Source organism: Corynebacterium sp. HMSC070E08 (genome assembly GCF_001808895.1).
In the GTDB taxonomy this organism is placed as follows: Bacteria; Actinomycetota; Actinomycetes; order Mycobacteriales; family Mycobacteriaceae; genus Corynebacterium; species Corynebacterium hiratae.
The window spans coordinates 41,920-65,659 of sequence record NZ_KV794799.1; the positions used below are offsets into that span (position 1 = coordinate 41,920).

23 protein-coding genes are annotated in these 23,740 nt (G+C 60.1%); 20 read left to right on the forward strand and 3 right to left on the reverse strand.

The genetic code is table 11. The annotated features are described in order from the left end of the window. The 7 genes from HMPREF2526_RS12530 to HMPREF2526_RS12560 all read left to right on the forward strand — a co-directional run bounded on the left by HMPREF2526_RS12530 (nt 1) and on the right by HMPREF2526_RS12560 (nt 8,066). Nucleotides 1-192 (forward strand): ubiquitin-like protein Pup, encoded by a 192-nt coding sequence (locus tag HMPREF2526_RS12530; RefSeq protein ID WP_010186632.1) that lies wholly within the window; start codon nt 1-3, stop codon nt 190-192. Nucleotides 193-239: 47 nt separating this feature from the next. Beyond that, the gene (gene pafA, locus HMPREF2526_RS12535) at nt 240-1,622 is read left to right on the forward strand and encodes a Pup--protein ligase (protein ID WP_049157703.1); all 1,383 of its coding nucleotides are present in this window, start codon (nt 240-242) and stop codon (nt 1,620-1,622) included. Nucleotides 1,623-1,653: 31 nt separating this feature from the next. Continuing rightward, a complete protein-coding gene (locus HMPREF2526_RS12540; protein WP_070547432.1) occupies nt 1,654-2,670 on the forward strand; it encodes a helix-turn-helix transcriptional regulator in 1,017 nt (338 codons plus the stop codon). Then, the gene (locus HMPREF2526_RS12545) at nt 2,663-3,628 is read left to right on the forward strand and encodes a helix-turn-helix transcriptional regulator (RefSeq protein ID WP_070547433.1); all 966 of its coding nucleotides are present in this window, start codon (nt 2,663-2,665) and stop codon (nt 3,626-3,628) included. The genes HMPREF2526_RS12540 and HMPREF2526_RS12545 overlap by 8 nt, the downstream gene beginning before the upstream one ends. A gap of 83 nt (nt 3,629-3,711) precedes the next feature. Then, on the forward strand, nt 3,712-3,975 hold the full coding sequence (tatA, locus tag HMPREF2526_RS12550) for a Sec-independent protein translocase subunit TatA (protein ID WP_046649155.1): 264 nt from the start codon (nt 3,712-3,714) through the stop codon (nt 3,973-3,975). Between the two features lie 190 nt (nt 3,976-4,165). Further along, nucleotides 4,166-5,155 carry a twin-arginine translocase subunit TatC gene (tatC, locus tag HMPREF2526_RS12555; protein ID WP_070547434.1) on the forward strand — a complete coding sequence of 330 codons (990 nt, stop codon included), beginning with the start codon at nt 4,166-4,168 and terminating at the stop codon, nt 5,153-5,155. A gap of 97 nt (nt 5,156-5,252) precedes the next feature. After that, entirely contained in the window at nt 5,253-8,066 is a 2,814-nt protein-coding gene (locus HMPREF2526_RS12560) for a DEAD/DEAH box helicase (protein ID WP_070547435.1), read from the forward strand. A 9-nt stretch (nt 8,067-8,075) separates the two neighbouring features. Here HMPREF2526_RS12560 and HMPREF2526_RS12565 read toward each other — a convergent pair whose 3' ends face one another. Beyond that, a complete protein-coding gene (locus tag HMPREF2526_RS12565; protein ID WP_246819897.1) occupies nt 8,076-8,705 on the reverse strand; it encodes a trypsin-like peptidase domain-containing protein in 630 nt (209 codons plus the stop codon). A 45-nt stretch (nt 8,706-8,750) separates the two neighbouring features. Between HMPREF2526_RS12565 and HMPREF2526_RS12570 the strand changes: the two genes are divergently transcribed. Together HMPREF2526_RS12570 and HMPREF2526_RS12575 are read left to right on the forward strand one after the other, a co-directional pair. Then, nucleotides 8,751-9,866: a M24 family metallopeptidase gene (locus HMPREF2526_RS12570; RefSeq protein ID WP_070547437.1), complete on the forward strand. Its 1,116-nt coding sequence runs from the start codon at nt 8,751-8,753 to the stop codon at nt 9,864-9,866. Further along, a complete protein-coding gene (locus HMPREF2526_RS12575; protein ID WP_070547438.1) occupies nt 9,866-10,621 on the forward strand; it encodes an SDR family oxidoreductase in 756 nt (251 codons plus the stop codon). The genes HMPREF2526_RS12570 and HMPREF2526_RS12575 overlap by 1 nt, the downstream gene beginning before the upstream one ends. Here HMPREF2526_RS12575 and HMPREF2526_RS12580 read toward each other — a convergent pair. Then, nucleotides 10,618-11,457 carry a cobalamin biosynthesis protein gene (locus tag HMPREF2526_RS12580; RefSeq protein WP_070547439.1) on the reverse strand — a complete coding sequence of 280 codons (840 nt, stop codon included), beginning with the start codon at nt 11,455-11,457 and terminating at the stop codon, nt 10,618-10,620. The two genes, HMPREF2526_RS12575 and HMPREF2526_RS12580, sit on opposite strands and share 4 nt — an antisense overlap. Nucleotides 11,458-11,527: 70 nt before the next feature. On the opposite strand from HMPREF2526_RS12580, the gene HMPREF2526_RS12585 reads away from it, so the two are divergent. The 9 genes from HMPREF2526_RS12585 (at nt 11,528) to musI (ending at nt 21,345) form a co-directional block, all read left to right on the forward strand. Next, nucleotides 11,528-12,109 (forward strand): FxsA family protein, encoded by a 582-nt coding sequence (locus HMPREF2526_RS12585; RefSeq protein WP_070511899.1) that lies wholly within the window; start codon nt 11,528-11,530, stop codon nt 12,107-12,109. Nucleotides 12,110-12,111: 2 nt separating this feature from the next. Further along, on the forward strand, nt 12,112-13,608 hold the full coding sequence (gene lnt, locus HMPREF2526_RS12590; protein WP_246819898.1) for an apolipoprotein N-acyltransferase: 1,497 nt from the start codon (nt 12,112-12,114) through the stop codon (nt 13,606-13,608). A 15-nt stretch (nt 13,609-13,623) separates the two neighbouring features. Then, a complete protein-coding gene (locus tag HMPREF2526_RS12595; RefSeq protein ID WP_049157726.1) occupies nt 13,624-14,499 on the forward strand; it encodes a polyprenol monophosphomannose synthase in 876 nt (291 codons plus the stop codon). Between the two features lie 179 nt (nt 14,500-14,678). Then, the gene (locus HMPREF2526_RS12600; protein WP_049157728.1) at nt 14,679-15,809 is read left to right on the forward strand and encodes an ABC transporter ATP-binding protein; all 1,131 of its coding nucleotides are present in this window, start codon (nt 14,679-14,681) and stop codon (nt 15,807-15,809) included. An 84-nt stretch (nt 15,810-15,893) separates the two neighbouring features. Next, complete coding sequence (locus HMPREF2526_RS12605; protein WP_049157730.1) at nt 15,894-17,138, forward strand: DUF4032 domain-containing protein; 1,245 nt, start codon at nt 15,894-15,896, stop codon at nt 17,136-17,138. Nucleotides 17,139-17,502: 364 nt separating this feature from the next. After that, nucleotides 17,503-18,834, forward strand: coding sequence for an ABC transporter substrate-binding protein (locus HMPREF2526_RS12610; RefSeq protein ID WP_070517788.1), 1,332 nt, complete (start codon nt 17,503-17,505; stop codon nt 18,832-18,834). Nucleotides 18,835-18,915: 81 nt separating this feature from the next. Next, nucleotides 18,916-19,761, forward strand: a complete 846-nt coding sequence (locus HMPREF2526_RS12615) for a carbohydrate ABC transporter permease (RefSeq protein WP_046649167.1) — start codon at nt 18,916-18,918, stop codon at nt 19,759-19,761. Between the two features lie 3 nt (nt 19,762-19,764). Continuing rightward, nucleotides 19,765-20,679, forward strand: coding sequence for a carbohydrate ABC transporter permease (locus tag HMPREF2526_RS12620; protein ID WP_049154663.1), 915 nt, complete (start codon nt 19,765-19,767; stop codon nt 20,677-20,679). Nucleotides 20,680-20,703: 24 nt separating this feature from the next. Then, nucleotides 20,704-21,345: an ABC transport system MusEFGK2I component MusI gene (musI, locus tag HMPREF2526_RS12625; protein WP_070517787.1), complete on the forward strand. Its 642-nt coding sequence runs from the start codon at nt 20,704-20,706 to the stop codon at nt 21,343-21,345. 103 nt (nt 21,346-21,448) lie between these two features. Here the strand turns inward: musI and HMPREF2526_RS12630 are convergent, their stop codons facing one another. Continuing rightward, complete coding sequence (locus tag HMPREF2526_RS12630) at nt 21,449-21,832, reverse strand: RNA polymerase-binding protein RbpA (RefSeq protein ID WP_046649170.1); 384 nt, start codon at nt 21,830-21,832, stop codon at nt 21,449-21,451. A gap of 131 nt (nt 21,833-21,963) precedes the next feature. Between HMPREF2526_RS12630 and HMPREF2526_RS13700 the strand changes: the two genes are divergently transcribed. After that, nucleotides 21,964-22,323 (forward strand): hypothetical protein, encoded by a 360-nt coding sequence (locus HMPREF2526_RS13700; RefSeq protein ID WP_046649171.1) that lies wholly within the window; start codon nt 21,964-21,966, stop codon nt 22,321-22,323. A 3-nt stretch (nt 22,324-22,326) separates the two neighbouring features. Beyond that, complete coding sequence (locus tag HMPREF2526_RS12640; protein WP_070547441.1) at nt 22,327-23,025, forward strand: YceI family protein; 699 nt, start codon at nt 22,327-22,329, stop codon at nt 23,023-23,025. The last annotated feature ends 715 nt before the right edge of the window (nt 23,026-23,740 follow it).

Here is a 23,740-nt window from a genome sequence, read left to right on the forward strand (position 1 = left end):
ATGAGCGGACAGCAGTCTCAGATCAACGCCGGTGGCGGCAACGGTCAAGGAGGCGACACTCCGGAGTTCGACGCCGGACAAGTCAGCATCAACAGCGCGGGTACCGATGACCTCCTCGATGAGATTGACGGCCTTTTGGAGTCCAACGCCGAGGAGTTCGTGCGCTCCTACGTCCAAAAGGGCGGCGAATAAAGGTGGAGCAGCCCTCCGATAGCGCCCCCGTTTATGCACGGCGGATTATGGGCATCGAAACCGAGTACGGCATTACAGCGAGCGCAAGCGATGGACAGCGGGTGATGTCCCCGGATGAGATCGCCCGCGTGCTTTTTCGGCCCATCGTGTCGAAGTACTCTTCCTCCAATATCTTTAGTCCCAACGCCTCCCGCCTCTACCTCGACGTGGGTTCCCACCCGGAGATCGCTACCGCGGAGTGCGATAGCTTAACCCAGCTCATTGCCTATGAGCGCGCCGGCGATGCTGTGGTCAATCGCATGGCCGTGCAGGCGGAGGAAACACTGGCGGCGGAGGGGGAGAAGCGCGCTGTCTACTTGTTCAAGAACAATGTGGACTCGGCCGGCAATTCCTACGGCTGCCACGAGAACTACCTCATCGGCCGCCACGTGGTGCTCAAGGACCTCGGCAAAGCTCTGCTGCCGTTCATGATCACCCGCCAGCTCATCTGTGGCGCAGGGATGGTTAGACCTGCCAAGGGAGAGGAACCCGCGCGTTTCGTGCTCTCCCAACGTGCCGACCAGGTGTGGGAAGGTGTGTCCTCTGCGACGACTCGCTCGCGCCCCATCATCAATACTCGCGACGAACCGCATGGTGATTCCAAGCGTTTCCGCCGCATGCACGTTATCGTTGGCGACTCCAACATGGCCGAACCCACGATGGCCCTCAAAGTTGGCTCCACGCTGCTCATGCTGGAGATGCTGGAAGCCGGTTTTGAGGTGCCGGCATTCTCGGTACTCGAGCCAATTAAACACATTAGGGCCATCGCGCTCGACCCCACCGGCCGCACCGAGCTTCCGCTTGAGGGAGGCGGCAGCACCACCGCGCTCGCCGTGCAGCAGGAGCTCTGTACCGCTGCCGAGCGCTGGCTGGATCACCGCGAGGACGCAGGCACTCCGACGGTTGAGTTGGCCCGGGTCGTGGACTTGTGGAAGCGCACCCTCCAGGCCATTGACACTCAGGATTTCTCCGGCGTTGACCGCGAGATCGATTGGGTCATCAAGCGCAGCCTGCTGAACCGCTACCGCGAGCGCCTGGGCGGGGATTGGTCGCACCCCAAGCTGGCACAGATTGACCTGACCTACCATGACATCCGTCCAGGTCGCGGCCTCTACAGCGTATTGGAGCAGCGCGGCATGGTGAAACGCTGGATCGACGATGCTGCAATCAACGCCGCAGTCGACACCGCCCCGCAGACCACCCGTGCCAAGCTGCGCGGGGAGTTTCTCGCTGTTGCCCGCGAGCTCGATGCCGCGGTAACGGTGGATTGGACGCGGATGAAGGTCAACCGGCCTGAACCGATGACCGAGGAGTTCTCCGACCCCTTTGTGTCCGAGGACCCGCGCCTAGATGGGTTGTTAGACTACATGCGTTCGCACCCAGGCTCGTAGAGCCGTAGAGCTGATCAAGGAACCTGCCACTATGCCTTCAGTAGATCGCACTGCAGCCCGGACGCCGGTCAGAGACCGCGCTATCGAAAGGCTCACCAACCTCACCTTTGCCCTGCATGGGGCAGCGCACCAAGGCGGGGTTCCGGACCGCAGCGCGGCGTGGATCCGCAGCCACGTCGAGGGCTACCAGTCACGCAGCGATGAAGCCTTTCACAAGCAGCTTTCCCGCGACATCGTGACCCTGCAGCGCGCCGGTGTGCCAGTAGTACACAGCAGCGGCGCGGAAGGTTCGCTGTACCGGCTCGATCCCGAAAACTACCAGCTACCTCCCGTCGATTTCACGCCGGAGGAGGCCATGGTTCTCGGCGTAGCCGGCGGCATCGGCACTCCGGGAGGCTTAAGCGATTTCAGTCTCTCCGCGTGGACCAAGATCGCAGCCTCAGGCGCCTCCCGCGACTTGAGCGGAGCGCCGGTGTACACCGCAGTCAACGACATGTCCAGGTTGAGCCCAGAGCTCGTCACTGGAGTCATCACCGCAGTGCGTGCTGGGCTGCGCATTTCCTTCGATTACTACGCCACGCCCTCTGCCGAGGCGGTTCGCCGCCATATGGATCCCTGGGGGCTGGTCAACCACCGGGATCGTGTTTATCTCGTCGGTTGGGATGTGGACCGCGAGGCTCCCCGAACTTTTCGCGCTACCCGCGTGGACAACGTCAGGCGCTCGCGCGCTGCGGCCACGCACCTCGAGCCCACTGCACCACTGCAGGATCTCGTTGTAGAGGCGCTGGAGCGGGGCGAAACGGTAAATGCAGTCCTCGAGGTTCCCGAGGGGCAGGCCGCCGAGCTTGTCGACGCCGGACGCAGGCGCGAGGATGGACTTCTAGAACTCACCAACGTACACCACGATTGGTTGGTGCGCACCGCTGCGGGCTATGCACCAGATGTCGTGGTTATCGAGCCACCCGAGGTTCGTGCCGACATCATCACACTCTTAAGTGTCGGTGATGCCCCATCATCAGCGTCTGGCGAGGAGGCCCGCCATGGTTGATCAACCCCGCAAGCTGCAGTCCCTTGTTCGCTCCCTCAACCTCATCCCTTACCTGCGTAACCACCCGGGGCTGACCCCGATGGAGGCTGCCGAGGATTTAGGGATGACCCCTGCTGAGCTTAAGGATGCTATCGACCGTCTCTTCTGCTCCGGTGTGGGCCGCAATACCGAGGACCTTATCGACTTAAGCTTTAGCTACCGCGATGGCATCGAGATCTACAACGACCAGGGCCTGACCCAGGCATTGCGACTGACCCCAACTGAGGCCGGCGCGTTGCTGCTTACCCTGGAATCTTTGGAAGCGATGCCGGGGCTTGTCGACGTCACCGCCGTCCATTCCGCCGCCGCGAAGCTGCGGGCAATCATGGACGAAAAGACCGCCGCCATTTATGACTCGCTGGCCACGACCGATCCCGAGGAGTCCGAGGTGCAAGCGGCGTTGGCGGGGGCCGTCGACAAGCGCCGGCAAGTGCGTTTTACCTACTGGAGTATGTCCTCCAACCGCACCAGCGAGCGCACCGTGCACCCGGCCCGCATCTTTATCGTGGACGGCGAACCCTATTTGGTGGCCTGGGACGAGTCGGTGGGGGAGCACCGAACGTTCCGCCTCGACCGCATGAGTGATGTTGAGGTGCTTGACGCAACCGCCACCCCACATGTGCGCGAACTGGATTTCAACCCAGATTCACCCTTTGGTCTAGATCACACTCTTGTTGCGGAGCTGGAGATTCACCAAGAATTCACCTGGCTAGCGGAACACTACGACATCACCCTTGGCGAGACCCTAGAAAATGGCCTCATAGCTGCAACGATGCCGGTCGGCTCGGAGGCGTGGTTTAGCCGTTTCGCGCTCGGCCAAGCTGATCGCATGCGGGTTGTGGGGCCGCAGAAGCTCGTTGACGCCATTTCGGAGCATAGAAAACGAGCACTGGAGCGTTATACTCAACTGCCAGACTAAGAGCTCTCCCGCGTGCACGTCGCTCAGCGTCGCGCTGTGTGAACAAGCACGCTTCATCGACCAAGAAAGAAGGGGCACCCTCAATGACCGTGGGACCTTTGGAAATCGGCCTTGTTGTTCTCGTGATCGTGCTGTTGTTCGGCGCTAAGAAGCTGCCGGAGCTGGCTCGCTCCATGGGCCGGTCTATGCGCATCTTCAAGTCCGAAGTCAAGGAGATGAAAGAGGAGAACAACACCTCTGAGCAGCAGGGCCAGATCGCGGGCTCCAAGCAGTCCGACGAGGACTTCTGGAACAGCCCGGAGATGCAGCCGCGCACTTCCAAGCCGGCTGACGGAAACCAGAACTAATAATCTTTCCCGGCAGGCAGACCACACTCCGAGTCCCTCGGCGTGCTGAGGCCTCGCCTGCCGTCGTGGGCTTTTCTGTGGAGGTCTTGCTTTGAGTACCGCGAGTACACCGTCGAATCCTGCTTCTAACGCGCCGAAGCAAAAATGGAGCTCAAAGCTACGCCGCAAGCCCAAGAACCCAACGGGGGAGATGACCTTAGTTCAGCACCTCCAGGAGCTGCGCCGACGCATCGTCATTTCCCTTCTCGCCCTCGTTGTGGGTGCCATCATCGGATTCATCTGGTACCAACACGCCCCGTTTGGCATGTCACCGCTAGGTGAGATTTTGCGCGGTCCCTATTGCTCACTCCCCGAAGAGAGCCGTGTTTCCTTCTCCGCGGACGGCGAATGCCGTCTGCTCGCAACCAGCCCCTTCGAAATGCTGATGCTCCGACTCAAGGTTGGCGCGTTAGCCGGCACTGTGCTGTCCTCACCGGTCTGGCTCTACCAGATATGGGCCTTCATCGTGCCCGGCCTGCACAAGAACGAACGCCGCTTTACCTTTTTGTTTGTCTCGACTGCGGTCCTGCTCTTCGTGCTCGGCGCGGTTCTCGCCTACGTCATCCTTTCCGTGGGTCTGGAGTTCCTCATGGGCATGGGCTCGGAGTACCAGACCGCAGCGCTCACGGGTGAGCGTTACTTCTACTTCCTGCTGGCGTTGCTCCTCATCTTTGGCGTGAGCTTTGAGATCCCACTACTCGTGGTTTGCCTTAATCTGATTGGTGTTTTGGAATATGACCACGTCAAAGATAAGCGCCGCATCATCATTGTCGTCATCATGATTTTCGCCGCGGTTGTTACACCGGGCCAAGAACCCTTCTCAATGTTGGTTTTGGCCGGTGCTCTCGTGGTTCTTGTGGAGATAGCTTTCCAGTTCTGCCGCATCAACGACAAGCGCCAAAAGCGCCAGCGCCCAGACTGGATGGACTTGGACGATGAAACTGCCTCGTCGCTGGATGAAGGTCCGGGTGCCATTGGCGCACCGACTCCGGTGTCTGCATCCACGAGCGTTTCTGCGTCGTCGCGGCCGGTATCTTCCGGGCCTGTCGCCCCGGCTTCGACTCCTGACGCTCGGGTACCGCAGCCTCAACAGACGAATACTCAGCCCCCGCAGAGCGGCTTCTTCGACGACGTTCTCTAACCTCGTCAGCCTTCTTAGCGAACTTGTTCAATCGTTCTGCTTGGCGCCGGGGACCGGCGCACTAGTACGCCGTCCCTGACAGGTACCCTGGGGACTTATGACACTGACGCATCTGGACGAGTTCACCCAAGCGCTTCCGTACTCACTGGATGAATTCCAGATCCAAGGATGCCAAGCCGTCGAAGCTGGCCACGGTGTTCTGGTCTGTGCGCCCACCGGCGCGGGTAAAACCGTGGTGGGTGAGTTCGCCGTGTCCTTGGCGCTGCGCCAAGGGACCCGCTGTTTCTACACCACACCCATCAAGGCGCTGAGTAACCAGAAGTACCACGACCTAGTTGACGCGCATGGTGAGGATGCGGTCGGGCTGCTGACCGGTGATGTCTCCATTAACTCCTCCGCGGACATCCTCGTGATGACCACTGAGGTCCTGCGCAACATGATTTACGCGGGCTCAGGTGCATTGGATCGCTTGACCCATGTGGTCATGGATGAGATCCACTTTCTTGCGGATGCTTCGCGCGGCGCAGTGTGGGAAGAGGTCATCCTCAACCTGGAGGAACATGTCTCCATTATCGGTTTGTCCGCAACGGTGTCCAACTCCGAGGAGTTCGGCCGGTGGCTAACCACCGTGCGCGGAGATACCAAGGTCATCGTTACCGATAAGCGCCCCGTACCGCTGGACCAGTGGATGATGGTCGGCCGCAAAATCTATCCGCTCTTTGAACCCGACTCAGGCGGCCAGGTAAACACTGAGCTCGCACGGCGTATCCAACGTCTGGAGGCCGGCGATACCGATAATGGCCGCGCAGACTATGCCCAGAACCGTGCGAGCTTCCGCGCCCGCGCCCGTCACAAAGGCGGCGGGCGCAGCGACCGGCACAGTGATCGGCGCAGCGGCGCGCCTCGTGCGCAGGACCGTTACCGTCCGCTTGGCCGCCCGGAGGTTCTCAAAGAGCTGCAATCAATGGAGATGCTGCCGGCAATTACCTTCATCTTCGCCCGCGCGGGCTGCGACGGTGCTCTGTATCAGTGCTTGCGCTCCCGCATGGTGCTGACCTCCCAGGAGGAGGCTGTTGAGATCAAGGCCATCGTCGATAAGGGCGTGGAAGGCATTCCGGAAGAAGACCTCAAGGTCCTTGATTTCAAACGTTGGCGCGAAGCACTCTCGCGTGGCTTCGCCGCTCACCACGCAGGAATGCTGCCGGCCTTTAGGCACATCGTAGAGGAACTGTTCGTCAAGGGCCTCGTGCGGGCAGTCTTCGCCACCGAAACGTTGGCCCTAGGAATCAACATGCCGGCGCGCACCGTGGTGCTGGAAAAACTGGTGAAATTTAACGGCGAGGCACACGTGGACCTGACACCGGGCCAGTACACACAGCTCACCGGCCGCGCCGGTAGGCGAGGCATCGATACCTTGGGCAATGCCGTCGTTCAGTGGGCACCCGCTATGGATCCCACCGCGGTGGCGGGGCTTGCGTCAACTCGTACCTATCCGCTCATTTCCACTTTCGAGCCCGGCTACAACATGGCTATCAACCTGCTGGGCATGCTTGGCTTTGATGACTCGCTCCGATTGCTGGAGAAGTCTTTCGCCCAGTTCCAGGCGGATGGATCCGTTGTGGAGGAAACCCGAGAGATTGAGCGCGCTGAGCACCGCGTCCGCGAACTACGCGCACAGTTGGAGCAGGCCGTAGTTAACTTGGCTCCGCCTGCCACCGATGGCGAAGACCCCGCTGAGATTCTCATGGACTATATGCGTCTGCGCCGAGCGCTGACCGAGGAGGAGAAGTCAGCGCGGGCCTTCAAGAAGGAGGAGAGAAACAAGGAAGTTGCCGCAGTACTGGCTCGCTTGCAGGTGGGTGAAGTCATCGCCATCGCAACCAAGAAACGGCCAACGCTGGCTGTCGTTATTACCCCGGCCAACCAGACTGCTGATCCACGCCCCTGGGTAACCACTGAAACGGGATGGTCTGGACGCATCGATTCCGCCGGTATCGATAATCCGCCGATCGTCGTTGGGCACATGAAGCTCCCGCGCGCAGCGCAGAAGAACCCGCGCCGCCATACCCGATTTGTCCAGGAGTCCTTCAAGCGCGACTACTACAAGCGTCCGAAGAAGATGCGCACTGAGCCGCGGAATCGCCCCAACAAGAAGATCGCGCAGTTGCGCGATGCCCTCCGCGAACATCCGGTGCACCATTGGCCCGCGACCGACCGCGAGCAGCTGGCCGGGGTGGCGCAGAAGCTGGCGCGCCGCGAACGCGAGCTAGCCAGGCTTGAGGATAAGGTCGAGCGCGCCACGGATACTCTTGGCCGCACCTTCGAGCGCATCGTGGATCTTCTGGCGGAGATGGACTACGTGGAGTTTGATGGTTACGGCGAAAACCGCGAGCCGGTCATCACGGATGAGGGCGAGCGTCTGGCTAAAATCCACTCCGAATCGGACCTACTGGTGGCGCAATGCCTCAAGCGCGGTATCTGGAACGACCTCGACCCGGCGGAGCTGGCCGGTGTGGCCTCCCTCTGTGTCTTTGAAAACCGCAAGACCACTCGCGGGGAACCCGGTGCGGCTACCGACGCAATGGCTAACGCCATGGACGCTACATGGCGCATTTATAGCGAGCTCGTCGCCGATGAGAAACGCCATAACCTGCCGCAAACGAGGGAGCCGGAGCCGTCGTTCGCGCTAGCTATCCACCAGTGGACGGCGGGCGCGCCGCTGGCCTATTGCATGGGCGCGTCTAACGAGTCTGGTGCAGAGCTAACCCCCGGTGACTTTGTCCGCTGGTGCCGCCAGGTCATTGACCTGCTTCAGCAGGTGGCAAAGACGGGCTACGAGGACGAAATTCGTCGCAATGCCCGGCGCGCCATCGACGCGATCCAGCGCGGCGTCGTCGCCATCGGCGCCTAGGCTTAGCGCCTAGTCTTCGGTGCCACCGCGAAGCAGCGCCGTGGCTGCCGCACCGATTGCTTGGCGGTGGGGCGCAACGAGCGCCACGGTGGCGAGCTTGAGGTTGCGCCCCAACGGGTTAAGGATGAGAGCTTGCGTACCGATAACAGCGTCATCGACTAAAGCTGGACCGCCCGAGTCACCTTTGACTGCCGGAATCGTGTTGAAGACAAATCCGGCGGGGGAGACGGTTGTGAGGAAGTCAATGGACCAGGTGCGGAAGAAGGGAAGGAGAAAAAGCCCACTGCGCTGTTGGGCACGGCGAGCTTTTCCGCCATATCCCCAGGTGGTGACTGGAGCGCGGAATGGCGGGGTGTTTTCCGCAAGCCCAGGAAGGTCCCGGGGCGGGGCCGGCCGGTCGAGCAAGCACAGCGCCATGTCGGTTCCGTCAATCGTGCGCACGACGGCGACGCGCCGGTTGAACCCGCCACTCACCCTGTAGTGATCCCCCTTGTCAAGGCCGTCGCGGAAGAAGTGCGCGCAGGTCAGAACCAACCGGGTTGCCTGTTGGGAGCGGGGTCTTAAGGACGCATCGATGAGCACTCCCGAGCAATAGCTTGTGCGAGTCCGGAGCTTGACGGCAGCGGGATGGGAATTCACGCCTCCCAGCTTAACTGGACAAAGGCGGGCGGTAGGCTAACTGTCATGACTGATTATGCGTCCCGACTGAGCCGGTCCCGCGCTATCGCAGCTGCTAAGGACATCGACATCCTGTTAGTGGGTACAGGTGCCGAATTCGCGTACCTCACCGGTTCGTGGGTCTCCTCCCACGAGCGCCTGACCTGCTTGGTTATCCGTCCCGATGCCGAACCGGTAATCGTCGCCCCCAGCACCGACATTGAGTCGCTTCAGGGCGTTGCGACCCAGCTGGTGGGATGGAGCGATGGGCAGGATCCCTATGCGCTGGCCTTGGAAGGTGCGCGTCCTTCCACCGTTGCCTTGGGATCCTCACTCACCGCCGATCACGTGCTGCGCTTTCAGTCCGCAATTGGCAACCTCGAAGCTAGTACTGCGAAGGAACAGCACCCCGCAAAGTATGTTCTGGCCACCGAGGCCCTCGCTGAGCTTTTTACCCGCAAGGATCCAGATGAGGTGGCTGAGCTACGCGCTGCAGCGGCGGCTATCGACGCTGTCCACGCCGAGGTGCCGCGCCTCCTGCAGCCGGGGCGCACCGAGGCCGACGTAGCCGCAGATGTGCGGGAGCTCATTTTGCGCGAGCACCGCGAGGTGGATTTCATCATCGTGGGCTCCGGTCCGAATGGAGCCAATCCACACTATGACTTTGGGGACCGAGTACTCGCCGCTGGTGATCCCGTGGTGGTGGATATTGGCGGCACGCTGCCCTCGGGCTATCACTCCGACTGCACCCGCACCTACGTCGTTGGCGCCGATCCTGCTGCCGCGCCGGCAGAGTTTCGCGAGGCTTACGCGGTCCTAGAGAAGGCCCAGGCTGCCGGCCGAGCTGCTGCGCGCCCGGGTGCGACCGCCCAGGAGATCGACCGAGCGACGCGCAGCGTGATCGAAGACGCCGGTTGGGGTGAGTTCTTCACGCACCGCACCGGACACGGCATTGGCTTGTCGACGCACGAGGAGCCCTTCATCATGGAAGGAAACGGGCTGGAACTTTCCGAGTCCATGGCCTTCTCGATCGAGCCGGGTATCTACGTACCGGGCAAGTGGGGAATGCGCCTTGAGGACATCGTGGTAATCACCGAGTCCGGCTACGAGTCCCTGAACCAGGCACCGCGGGGGTTGCGCTAATGGGAGAAACTGGCGCGCTACTGATTCTTGGCGGGCGCAGCGACATCGGTGGGGAGCTTGCACGTCGGCTGTGTGAGGGTCGCCCGGTAGTTCTCGCCGCGCGGGGCGAACACGGTATGGACAGGCTGCACTCCGAACTCCTCAGCAGCGGGGCGTCGTCCGTTCACACGCTGTCCTTCGACGCTGCGGAAGTTTCCTCCCACCGCGCGGTCATCGAACAAGCCGCAGCACTCGCAGGGGCAGAGATCACCACGGCCGTCGTCGCCTTCGGAATTCTGGGCGATCAGGAGCGCGCGGAGCACGACGAAGCCCACGCCTTCGACATAGCGCTGGTGGACTATGCAGCGCAGGTATCCATGCTCACCGTGCTTGCCGACGTCATGACGAGAGGGCACATCGTGGCCTTTTCCTCCATCGCTGGGTGGCGGGCCCGCCGGGCCAACTATGTCTATGGCTCGACCAAGGCGGGCCTGGATGCCTTCTGCCAAGGCTTAGCGGATCGATTGCAGGGCAGCAGCCTAGCGCTGATCACCGCGCGCCCCGGCTTCGTCATTGGGTCGATGACTAAAGGCATGACACCCGCGCCCTTGTCCGTTACCCCTGACGTTGTGGCCCAAGCGGTGGTCAAGGCCATTGAGTCCTCGGCAGGTTCGCGGCCGGCTTCCCGCACGCTATGGATTCCACGGCCTCTTCAGCTCTTAGCGTGGGTGATGAAGCTGGTACCGCGTCCCATCTGGCGGCACATGCCGCGCTAGCGGTGCCCGAGGGCAGGAGAATTCGCATCGAAGATGAATCCGCGCGGTGCAAGGACGCGCAACACAACGTCAGCATCTCCCTCGGCTAGATCGTGGATGACCAATCCGCGCCAGGGGGTTACCGAGATGGACGCGCCCAGCTGGGCGATAAGCCCAGCGTATTCTCCGGGCAGCACGCCATGCTGCAGGCCCGCGCCCAGATCGACGCGGCCGGGCTTCGTGTGCTCAGTCAGCCAGCCGATGGGCAGCGCAGGCGAAGTGGGAGCTGACCCTGCCGCATCCGAGACACGTTCTAAGTCCTGCAGGTGATCTGCAGAGACCTTTTCCGCAAAGTCCACGAGTTGGGAAATGGCATCCGCAAGCCCCAGCAGCGGCCCGGTGGGCTCACCGTCGCGGATCAGGCGCGCGGTGGCGGTATCTTCATCGTCTTCCGCCTCCTCACCAGAGAGCTGAAGGCCAGCCGCCACCCCGTGTGTGAGGAGATCACCAGCACCGCTATCCACACCAAAAAGCGCGGCACGGGCTATCGCAGGGGCATCCTGATCGACGTCGGCTAAGGCTTCCGCGATCCGCTGCGCTACCTGACGGGCGCGCAGCGAGAGGGGAGAGGCCAGCACGTGAGCGGCGGTGGTGGGCAGGGGGACGTCGCCAAGCACCTGCGCATTGGCGACGCCTCGCAGGCCGATGACGCTGTGCTGCTCTAGGTACACATTGCCATCGCCATGTTCTCTGGCGGCCTGGCCCAGAGCGAGCCACTGCTCGGGGGTGACGACGCCGCCGGCGGGATGGAAGCGCAAGGTAGCGGATTCGGGATGCTTCGACTCAGGGAGGGACATGGTGGGACAGTCTAGTCGCTCCGGGAGGGTCTCCTGCGAAGCGCCAAGCCCAGCAAGTATGGTGGGCGACATGCCGTTTGTTCTCTTCATCGCGTACATCCTCCTAGAAACTATGGCCTTTTGGGCCGTTGCCGAGTGGATTGGTGTGCTGTGGGCGCTGCTTGCCTTGGCGCTGACCATGCTCTTCGGCATGACTATCGCCAGCTGGGAAGTCCGCCGCATGATGGTCAGCCGCATCCGTCAAACCGATGACGGTGTGTACGTCATGGAGGATCCCACCCCGGGCAAGACGGCAGGCAACGTTGGCCTGACCATGGTGGGCGGAATCCTGCTGTCACTGCCCGGATTTGTCTCCACGGTCTTCGGAGCACTGCTTATCTTTGCGCCCACGCGGTCCATCATCCGCACGCTACTTGCGGCATCGATGTTCCGGAAGATCGAAAACATGGGCGTGCGCGTGTACGAAGCCTCACCCATGGCCCAGCACCGCGATTCCTATGGTTCCTTCGGCACCTTTGACGCAGGCGCCAGCGGTGATGGAATGGGGGGCATGGATCAAACTGGCCAGTCGCATGAGGTCTTGGATGAAGATGAAATCCGCACGTGGACCCAACACGTCAAGCCCGAAGACTTTGAGGACGGAAAGAAGTAGTGCTGGTACTTGTGGCCCGGCTCGCTCTCGCTGCTGCGTCGGGCGCGGTGACCTACCTTGCCGTTGAGCCACGCGGCTGGTGGGCCGCCGGCATAATCGGCATGGCGATGCTCGTGGCAGCGCTCTCACCGTGGAGAAAACCCCTCGGTCTGGGGTGGGCGGCCCTCGTCGCTTGTGTACATAGCGCGGTGTTGTACTTGTTCACGCTGCCATGGATTGGTGAGTTAGTGGGCAACATGCCCTATATTGCGCTCGCTTTATTCCTGTCTCTGTACAGCATCCTCCTTGGTATCGGCGGGGCGGCGCTGCTGCGCTTAAACTACGGTTTCGCTCTCTTCCCGTTCTTCTACGTGGCGGTAGAAATGCTGCGCTCCTCAGTGCCCTTTGGCGGTTTTGCGTGGGTGCGCCTCGCCTGGGGGCAAATAGAGGGCCCACTCGCCAACCTTGCCTCGTGGGGCGGGCCGGCACTCATTACCTGCGCGGTGGTCTGCGTAGGCGCAGGATTGGTGGGGCTTGCCCGCTCACCGCGCCTGGCATGTGCGTTTTTGGCGGTGCCACTGCTAGCTGGCTTGCTAGCGGCACAGAGCGTGGACCGCCCGGGCCGCACAACAGGCACGGTGACGGTCGCCGCGGTGCAAGGAAACGTGCCACGGCTGGGCCTTGACTTTGCCGCCCAACGCCGCGCGGTGCTGGATAACCACGTCCGCGTGACCGAGCAGGCCGCGCAGGATGGGTCCAGACCGGATATCGTCATTTGGCCGGAGAACTCCTCCGATATCAATCCTTTTGCCAATGAGGACGCTCGGGAGCTTATCGACGGCGCCGCCCGCGACATCGATGCCCCAATCCTCGTCGGAACGCTGACCCAGGATGAGGTTGGCGCACGGAACACCATGCAGGTGTTTAATCCGGATGGCTCGGCAGGGGAGTACCACCACAAGAAGTACCTGCAGCCTTTTGGTGAGACGATGCCGATGCGTGATTTCTTTAGGAAGATCACCGATCTGGTGGACCTGGCGGGCGACATGAAGCCCGGCGACGGTCCGGGCGTGGTCACCATGGCTGGGACCGCAGTGGGCGTTGCCACGTGTTATGAGGTCAGCTTTGACCAGGCGTTCCGAACCGCCATCAACAACGGGGCGCAGATCCTCACGACACCGACGAACAATGCCACCTTTAGTGACTCCGACATGACCTACCAGCAGTTGGCCATGAGCCGCTTGCGCGCGATCGAAGCGGATCGGGCCGTCGTTGTGGCGGCTACGTCCGGAGTCTCGGCGATCGTCTACCCGGATGGCTCAGTGAGCCAAGCCAGCGGTATCTTTGAACCGGCATATCTCGAAGAAGAGCTTCCGCTGCGAGAAGGGCGCACATTTGCGGTGCGTTATGGTTCGCTCCTGCAATGGCTCATGGCTATTATTGGAACGGTCTGTGCGCTGTATGCGATCTATTCCACCCGCTTGTCCGGACGACGCAGCGCGCCTGAAAAAGAAATCTAAAGGAGCAAGGAACTAGTGAGCTCGACCCGCGAATCTACCCTGGTCATCATCCCTACTTACAACGAGATTGAGAACCTACCGCTCATTACCGGGCGTGTGCGCAAGGCAACGCCGGAGGTTCACATCCTGATTGTGGACGATAACTCCCCGGACGGCACCGGTGACGCGGCGGATAAGCTGGCCGCTGAGGACTCCCACCTGCACGTTCTCCACCGTGAGGGCAAGGGCGGACTTCTCGGCGCGTATATCGCCGGTTTCAAGTGGGGCCTAGAGAAGGACTACCAGGTGCTGTGCGAGATGGATGCAGACGGCTCCCACGCGCCGGAGCAGCTGCACCTGCTGCTCGAGGAAATTGACAAGGGTGCTGACTTGGTCATCGGCTCTCGCTATGTTCCGGGCGGTGAGACCGTCAATTGGCCGGCCAACCGCGAGCTGCTCTCCCGCCTGGGCAACAAGTACATCTCGGTCGCCTTGGGCACCGGCATCAACGACATGACCGCCGGTTACCGTGCCTTCCGTCGCGAGCTACTCGAGCACCTAGACTTCGATGAGCTCTCTAACGCCGGCTACATTTTCCAGGTTGACGTTGCCTTCCGCGCCATCAAGGATGGCTTCGATGTCCGCGAGGTACCGATTACCTTTACCGAGCGCGAGCTGGGTGAGTCGAAGCTTGACGGCTCCTTTGTCAAGGATTCCCTGCTGGAGGTCACCAAGTGGGGCGTTGCGCACCGCTCCGAGCAGGTCAGCGACTTTACCTCTGAGGTATCCAAGATCACCTCACGCACGGTAAAGGACATGGAGCTTGGCCCCAAGTTCAGCAACGCTAAGACTGCTGTTTCCGACTTTGTCTCCGAGGTATCCAACTTGGTGAAGGGCACACTCAACCGCTAAAACTGCTTTCCTCACCACGAGCCCGAAGGCCTGTCATGGCTTTCGGGCTTTTGTGGTAATAACCACCATCGGTGCTAATGTCGTAAGTGGCACTTTATCCGGTGCACAGTGACTTGTTTCACTTCATTCTCACACTACGGATCGTTCGGCACGTACCTGCCGATGGAGGAGAGTTTGCTATGGCAACCGTAACGTTCAAAGATGCATCCCTAACCTATCCAGGAGCTACAGAACCCACCGTCAAGAAGTTCAACCTGGAAATCGCTGACGGCGAGTTCCTCGTCTTGGTCGGCCCATCCGGCTGTGGAAAATCCACTACGCTGCGCATGCTGGCCGGCTTGGAAAACGTCACGGACGGTGCCATCTTCATCGGCGACAAGGACGTCACCCACGTCGCACCGCGTGACCGAGACATCGCTATGGTCTTCCAGAACTATGCTCTCTACCCGCACATGACCGTGCGCGAGAACATGGGTTTTGCGCTAAAGATCGCAGGCAAATCCCAGGACGAGATCAACAAGCGCGTCGATGAAGCCGCCGCTACCTTGGGCCTGACCGAATTCTTGGAGCGCAAGCCGAAGGCCCTGTCCGGTGGTCAGCGCCAGCGCGTAGCCATGGGCCGCGCCATCGTTCGTAATCCCCAGGTCTTCCTCATGGATGAGCCACTGTCCAACCTCGACGCCAAGCTGCGTGTGCAGACGCGTACCCAGATCGCGGCTTTGCAGCGCAAGCTCGGGGTCACCACCGTCTACGTCACCCACGACCAAACCGAGGCACTGACCATGGGTGACCGCATCGCGGTACTCAAGGACGGCTACCTGCAGCAGGTCGGCGCACCCCGCGAGCTCTACGACCGCCCAGCCAATGTCTTCGTCGCCGGCTTCATCGGTTCCCCAGCCATGAACCTCGGTACCTTTACGGTCAAGGATGGTGACGCTACCTCGGGGCACGCCCGCATCAAGCTGTCCCCGGAAACCATCGCGGCCATGACCCCGGAAGACAATGATCGCATCACCATCGGTTTCCGCCCGGAGGCCCTAGAGATCATCCCGGAGGGCGAATCCACCGACCACTCCATTCCCATCAAGCTCGACTTCGTAGAGGAACTTGGTTCTGATTCCTTCCTCTACGGCAAGCTGGTGGGCGAAGGTGACCTCGGCTCCTCGAGCGAGGATGTCCCCGAATCCGGCCAGATCGTCGTTCGTTCCGCACCGAACACCGCACCCGCCCCGGGCAGCGTTTTCTATGCACGCATCGTCGAAGGCGGCCAGCACAACTTCTCAGCCTCGACTGGAAAGCGCCTGCCGTAGCCCGTGCCCGGCTACTGCGAGCCAAGCAGCACGGATAGGCATAGAGCCAGGATTAATTCAGCTACGAAGGTGGAGTGACTCGACGTGAAAGAGTCTATGAGTATCACCTCCTCGACGTACGCGTCGGCACTTCTGACGCTGCCGTGGGATACGCCCCTGGAACAGTGGCCCGCTGAACTCATCGCGGCCCTTCCTAGGGGTATTTCCCGGCACATCGTGCGTTTCGTGGGGATTAACCGCGGCATCGTCGCGGTCAAGGAAATCGGCGCGCGTACCGCCCACCACGAATACAAAATGCTGCGCGAACTGCAGCGTCTTGGCGCACCCAGTGTGCGCCCTGTTGCCGTGATTACCGGCCGACACCCAGCCAAAGAGAGCTACGGGGAGCTCACCGCGGCGCTGGTCACTGAGCACCTGGAGTTTTCCCTACCGTACCGCGAGATCTTCTCGCGACACCTCACGGTAGTCGAGGCGGAAAAGCTAATCCGGGCCCTGTCAGTGCTACTCGTGCGCATGCATCTGCTGAACTTCTATTGGGGCGATGTATCGCTGTCGAACACCCTCTTCCGGCGGGACGCCGAGACCTATTCGGCCTATCTTGTCGACGCCGAAACGGGGGAGTTCCAGCCCAATCTCTCCGAATCACGCAGGCTTTACGACGTCGACATCGCCCGCGTCAACATCATCGGTGAACTCATGGACCTGCAAGCAGGAGAATGCTTGGATTCCTCCATCGATGTCATCGCCCTAGGCAGCCTGGTTGAGAGCTCTTACCTCGAGCTGTGGACGGAACTAACCGCCGAAGAATCCGTGGACGCCAGCGAGTATTGGCGCGTCTCCGAGCGGATTGACCGCCTCAATCAGCTGGGTTTCGATGTAGGCGAGCTCAAGGTCACGAAGGACGATTCGAAACACGTGGTGCGGATTCGCCCAGTGGTGGTCGATCCCGGCCACTACCGCGCGCAGTTATTGAGTTTGACGGGATTAAGCGTCGAGGAACACCAAGCCCAGCGCCTCTTGGGTTCCATCCAGGCCTACCAAGCCGTCGAATGTGGGCCTCACGTGGGGCTTACCCAGGCCGCGCACCTGTGGATGACGCAAGAGTACGAGCCGACCATCGCCGCTGTCCCCGTAGAGATGTTGCAGAAGCTCGAACCCGCGCAGATTTTTCACGAAATCGTGGACCACCGTTGGTTCCTTGCCCAAGAGAGGGGAGAGGACGTGTCCCTTCCGGAGGCGACGGCATCCTACCTTGAGTCCGTGCTGCCCGCCCGCCGAGACGAGGCGCGGCTTCTCCACGCACAGCCCACAAACGGAGACTTGTCATAACCGCTTGCGTGCCCCAGTGGCCTCCAAAACCACAGATCGAAAACGCGGCTCTCAGCTGATTATTATATTGATTTGTATGTTTTAAGCCCGATTGCCCCTTAAATGGGGAAAGATTTCGTGCCCGAATATGGATATAGTCACAATCGGGCGTTCTAGGTCCGTTTTCTTTTGATTATGTGGAATACCTCACTAAGGTAGGAGACAGGCTAACCAGTTCATAGTTGGATTGCGATCCGCTATGAAGCACTTGGTGGCGCTGGGAAGAATCCTTCGTCACGGAAGGAATCCCAGACACAACCGAATACGGGCCGGGTATCCATCTCGGCTCATCATCCCGCTTTTCATCAAGAAAGATGAGGACCTCATGAAGCGTCTTACTCGCATCGCATCCATCAGCATGGCTTCCATGCTCGCCGCCGCAAGTCTCGTCGCGTGCTCCGGCTCTACCGACGAGGAAGGCGATGTTTACTTCCTGAACTTCAAGCCCGAACAGGACGCCGCATACCAGGAGATCGCAAAGGCTTACACTGAAGAGACCGGCGTCAAGGTCAAGGTCGTCACTGCCGCCTCCGGCTCCTATGAGCAGACCCTCAAGGCAGAGATTGGCAAGGACGAAGCCCCGACTCTCTTCCAGGTCAACGGCCCCGCTGGCTTCATCACCTGGCAGGATTACATGGCAGATATGTCGGATACCGAGGTAGCCAAGCAGCTTACCGACGACATTCCGCCGCTGACCACCGAAGATGGCGAGGTACGTGGCGTTCCGTTCGCCGTCGAGGGCTTCGGCATCATCTACAACGACGAGATCTTCGACAAGTACATCGCCACCTCCGGCGCGAAGATCAAGTCCACCGACGAAATCAAGAGCTACCAGAAGCTCAAGGAAGTCGCCGAGGACATGCAGGCCAAGAAGGATGAGCTTGGCATCGAGGGCGCCTTCGCCTCCACCTCGCTGACTTCCGGCGAAGACTGGCGTTGGCAGACTCACCTGGCTAATGCTCCTATCTGGCAGGAGTACCAGGACAAGAATGTCGAGGACACCAACGAAATCGACTTCTCCTACAACAAGGAATTCAAGAACCTCTTCGACCTCTACCTGGATAATTCCACCGTGGCGAAGACCCTGGCCCCCTCCAAGACCGTGTCTGACTCCATGGCTGAGTTTGCGCAGGGCAAGGCCGCCATGGTCCAGAACGGTAACTGGGCATGGTCCCAGATCGCTGAGACCTCTGGAAACGTGGTCAAGGAAGACAAGATCAAGTTCCTGCCGATGTACATGGGCCTGCCGGACGAAGAAAACTACGGCATCAACGTCGGTACCGAGAACTACTTGGGTGTGAACTCTGAGGCCTCCGAGGTCGACCAGAAGGCCACCAAGGACTTCGTGGACTGGTTGTTTACCTCCGAGACTGGCAAGGAGCACGTGGTTAAGGACCTCGGCTTCATCGCACCGTTCGAAAGCTACACCGCCGAGGACACCCCGAATGATCCCCTCGCTGAGCAGGTCGCGGAAGCTATCGCTAACAAGGATCTGACCACCTACCCGTGGAACTTCCAGTACTTCCCGTCCCAGCAGTTCAAGGATGACTTCGGCCAGGCCCTGTCGCAGTACGCCTCCGGCACCCTGAAGTGGGAGGACGTCGTCAAGCAGTTCAAGGACAACTGGGCTGCTGAGAAGGAATCCAACTGGGGCTAGGCCTAAAGTCCCCACCCCCTTCGCCACACGCCTTCCCGCTAGGGAGCGTGTGGCACCACTTGAAATTAAGGTTTCACCACCATGCAAGCAACGCTGAAGAAGTACTTCCCAGTCTTTGTCTTGCCCACCCTTCTGGCATTCATGATTGCCTTCTTGGTGCCGTTCATCGTGGGATTCTTCCTCTCTTTTACGAAGTTCACCACCATCACCAACGCCAAGTGGGTTGGCATCGACAACTACGCCAAAGCTTTCTCCCAACGCGAAGGTTTTATCTCGGCCTTCGGTTTCACCGTCCTCGTGGTCATCGTTTCTGTGATCACCGTCAACGTCTTCGCCTTCCTCTTGGCGTGGATGCTGACCCGCAAACTCCGCGGAACCAACTTTTTCCGCACGGTCTTCTTTATGCCGAACCTCATCGGCGGTATCGTGCTGGGTTATACCTGGCAAACCATGATCAACGCCGTGCTTTCGCACTATGCCACGACCATCAGTGCGGACTGGAAGTTCGGTTACGCCGGCCTCATCATGCTGCTTAACTGGCAGCTCATCGGCTACATGATGATTATTTACATTGCCGGCTTACAGAATGTCCCACCGGAGCTCATCGAGGCAGCCGAGCTCGACGGCGTCAACAAGTGGGAGATGCTTCGCCATGTCACCATCCCGATGGTCATGCCGTCCATCACTATTTGCCTCTTCCTGACTTTGTCGAACTCGTTCAAGCTCTTCGACCAGAACCTTGCGCTCACCAACGGCGCGCCCGGCGGACAAACTGAGATGGTCGCGCTCAACATCGTTAACACGCTGTTCAACCGTATGAACGTCGAGGGCGTGGGTCAGGCCAAGGCCGTCATCTTCGTCGTCGTCGTGGTCGTCATCGCGTACTTCCAGCTGCGCGCGACCCGCTCCAAGGAAATCGAGGCATAAGTCATGACTACCAGCACTTCAGCGCAGGCCGTCCCGGCCTCGAAGAAGAAGGATCACCAGCTTCCCTCGGACAATAAGACCCGGATGTCTGGCGGCGCCAAGTTCGTGGTCTACGCCATCTTGGTGTTCTTCACCATCGTCTTCCTTGGGCCGATCCTCTTCATCTTCATTAACTCCTTTAAGTCCAAGTTCGCTATCTCCTCCGATCCTTTCTCTCTTCCCATCGGTGAAACCTGGGTCGGCTTCGAGAACTTCATGGTGGGCTTGACCAAGCAGGGCTTCTTGGAAGCCACCCTGTGGTCTTTCGTCATCACGATTCTGTCCGTCATCGTCATCGTGTTCTTCTCCGCGATGACCGCCTACTACATCACGCGCGTCAAGACGTGGTGGACAAACCTTCTGTACTACCTCTTCGTGGTGTCCATGATTATCCCGTTCCAGATGGTCATGTTCCCGACGGTCAAGATTGCAGACATGCTCCACCTCAACAACCCGATCGGCATCGTGGTGCTCTACCTCGGATTCGGTTCTGGTCTGTCGGTGTTTATGTTTGCGGGCTTCGTCAAGTCGATCCCCTTGGATGTCGAGGAAGCCGCGATGATCGACGGCTGCGGTCCGCTACAAAACTACTTCCGCGTCGTCTGGCCCATGCTCAAGCCGACGGCCATTACCGTGGCCATTCTCAACGCCATGTGGGTTTGGAACGACTACCTACTGCCGTACTTGGTCATTGGTCTGTCGACTCGGTACAAGACCATCCCGGTGGTCATCCAGTCCTTCGTCGGCTCCAACGGTAACCGCGATATGGGTGCCATGATGGCCATGCTGGTCCTCGCCATCATCCCCATCGTCATCTTCTACTTCTCCACGCAGAAGCACATCATCGAAGGTGTGGCGGCCGGTGCCGTGAAGGGCTAATCAAGTGCGATAGGTTAAAGAACCATGAATCGCTTGCTCGGCCCCGAATCGAAGTTCTACGCCGCCCTGAGCCTTTTCGCTGACCTTGTCATCGTCAACGTTCTCCTCGTTATCACGTGCTTTCCCGTGGTGACTGGGGGAATGTCTCTGCGCACCGCCCACGCGGTGACCGGACAGATGGTCCGCGAAGAAGGTTCACGCCGCGGCGCGGCCTTCGTTCGGGGCCTTTTGACCCGCCCCGGAACAAATACCGCCTGGTGGCTTATCTGCCTGGCACTGGGCGCCTTAGCTGCCTATGAATTCGCCATCATCGCGAAGGCCGGTTTCGGGACAATGGGCGTCGTTCTGCGTGCCGCGCTGGTTTCTGGGCTCCTCGTGCTGGGCTGCATCAGCGTGTGGTTCTTCCACCTCGATGCCCCGGGGCTGAGTTTTAGCCAGCGGTGCACGGCCGCCATGACGAAGGCGGTAGCGCACCTACCGCGTACTCTAGTGGCGGTATCCCCGGCAGCACTCTTGTTGCTGTTCCCGCTCTTTTTCCCGGCGCAGTGGGGAGGCTATGTGTTCTTCCTCGCGGTATTGGGACCTGCCCTGGCGGTCTATCTCGCCGAGCTGGTTCTCCAGTGGCCGGAACTTAATTCAGCGCCGCACGAAGCCGCCAGTGCTTAGCGCGACGTTCGCCTTTAGGGCCCAAAACGACAAATAGGGTAGTGGCTTCCACTTCCGTGGAGCTACTACCCCTTGACCGTGGGACCGGCGCGCGGCGGACTTTTTAGCCTTCGTTTTCTTCCTGTTCCTTCTGCTCCTTGAGCAGGCGGGCTGCCGCCCGACGACGCGAACGCAGGCTTTCGATGCGTTCAGTCAGCAGTTCATCCAGCTCCTCAATGGAGCGGCGCTCGCGCAGCATATCCCAGTGGGTCCGCGGCGGCTTCACCGGCTTGGACTCAACGCCCTCGCCCTCAACAAGGGTGCCGAGCTTACCGTTCTTGCACATCCACTCCTCGGGGATTTCCGCGTCATCGGCGAAGGGCACCTCGTAGATGTCGCCGTCCTCGGTGCGGTATTTCACCATCTGGCGCGGGGCCAAGTCGTGGTCGCGGTCGGTTTCGTAGCTCACTGCGCCCATGCGGCTGCCACGGAGTACGCGATCTGCCATGCAACATCATCCTTTTCAAGCGTTGAGGGAAGGGATCAGGGTCGACCTATATCACCCAAAGTTCTGTCATTATAACGAATGGCCCACGGCCTTTGTTCCCACCCTCGGGTTAATGGGCTAAGGTGAGTGAGGTGATTGGTACACAGGATCCGCAGCCCGGCAAGCCCTCGAGGCACCGGACGGCAACCTGCCAGTGGTGCGGCAAAGAGATCGCACAAGGCGGGCGGGGAAGGCCACGCAAGTTCTGTTCGCCCTCGTGCAAGCAACGAGCATACGAGCAGCGCCACAACGTGGTCGGGACATCCATTCCCGTGGACGCTGTCATCCTAACTCCAGACAAGGCGGACCGTCTCCGCGACGGTCTCTTTGAGCTCCGGTGCTGTGCCGAGGACGTGGCCACGGCGGCGTCGGAAAGCGCCAGTGCTGAAGAGATGGAACAGCTGTGTGCCGAACTGGTCGCACTAGCTCGTAAGCTTGAGGAATTGAGATAGTACATGAAATCCGTATTAGGTAACCGCAAACTGGTTGTCAGTATCTTCGTGGTTCTGATTCTGGCCTCGTCTGCACTGGCCCTAGGGCCGCTAGCGTTTTCGGTGATCATGGGTCGCGGTGTAAAAACCGAGCCGATCAACGCGGATAAGGTCCATCCCGCAACGACGGACGTTGATGGCGAATGGCACGTGGTGCAAGGTTCGGCCTATAACTACACCTCAGCCGGGTTTACCATCGACGAGATCCTGCCGGCGGATAAGCGCACGACGTCTGGCTCCACCAAGCATGTCACCGGCCAGGCAACCATCAAGGACGGGGTCGTTGAGGAAGCCAGCATCACCGTGGACATGGCGAGCCTGACCACGGACAAGAAGGTGCGCGATCAGAACATGAAGTCGAAGCTCTTTGAGGTAACGAAGTACCCAGAGTCGACCTTCACGTTGACCGAGCCGGCAGATGTCTCCGCTGTGCCTGCCGACGGCTCATTGGTCACCGTGCCGCTGACTGGTGACTTGACCATCCACGGCGAGACCAAGAACGTGACACAGGACTTCCAGGTAGTCCGCGATGGCGACACCATTATTTTGGGCGGCGATATTCCGATTAACCGCCTTGAATTCGGCGTCGAAGCCCCAGAGATGATCGCCGCGAAGATCTCTGAGGTTGGTGACGTCAACGTTCGCGTTACCCTCGAGAAGTGACGTATCCGGTCAGTCATGAATTATTAGCATCTTATTCCTGTCCTGTGGGTGCGTCTCGTCGTACTCGCAGGGTTCGGTATTTTCATCTGGTTTCAGGGGACGAAGCTTCTGGCAGCGTTTTCTGTAGTGCTTGTAGCTCTCACCGTGGTGCAGCTGGTGATGGCTTACCGTCGGCGCTAAACCAGTTCTCCGATGGACTCCCCAAATACCGCACCATTACGTAACAGTGACTATATTGTGCCTTAAGGGGTCGTCGCTCCAAGGGTAGCTGGGGAGGCGCAGATCAGCCCAGATCTAAAGGCGTCACCACGAATATTCCACTTGCACACATGACAGTTCTCCGACCATCGCATGACGCACGGGAAAGCCGCCCGGAAGGCAGCGAACAAAGAAGTCGCCCAAATGAGCTGAAGGCTTGAACTTCCGGGACAGGACAGGCAACTCGGAGTAAAGCATCAAGAGCTAGTTGAGTACGCGCAACACATACATGGCTCCGCCGGCGCCCATGACTCAGCAAGGGTCGCGCCGTCAAGGCCTGAGCATAGATCCATGCGAGCTCAGAGATGGGAGATGCGAAGTCACGCCGCCCGCTGCACAAGTTATTGTCCGATAATGTACATTATGTCAGATTGTATTTGCGCACCCTCCCCGCCCAATAGTCACGGCCACAGCACCACAACATGTCAACCTCTTCCCAGTTCTCGCAAATTTATCA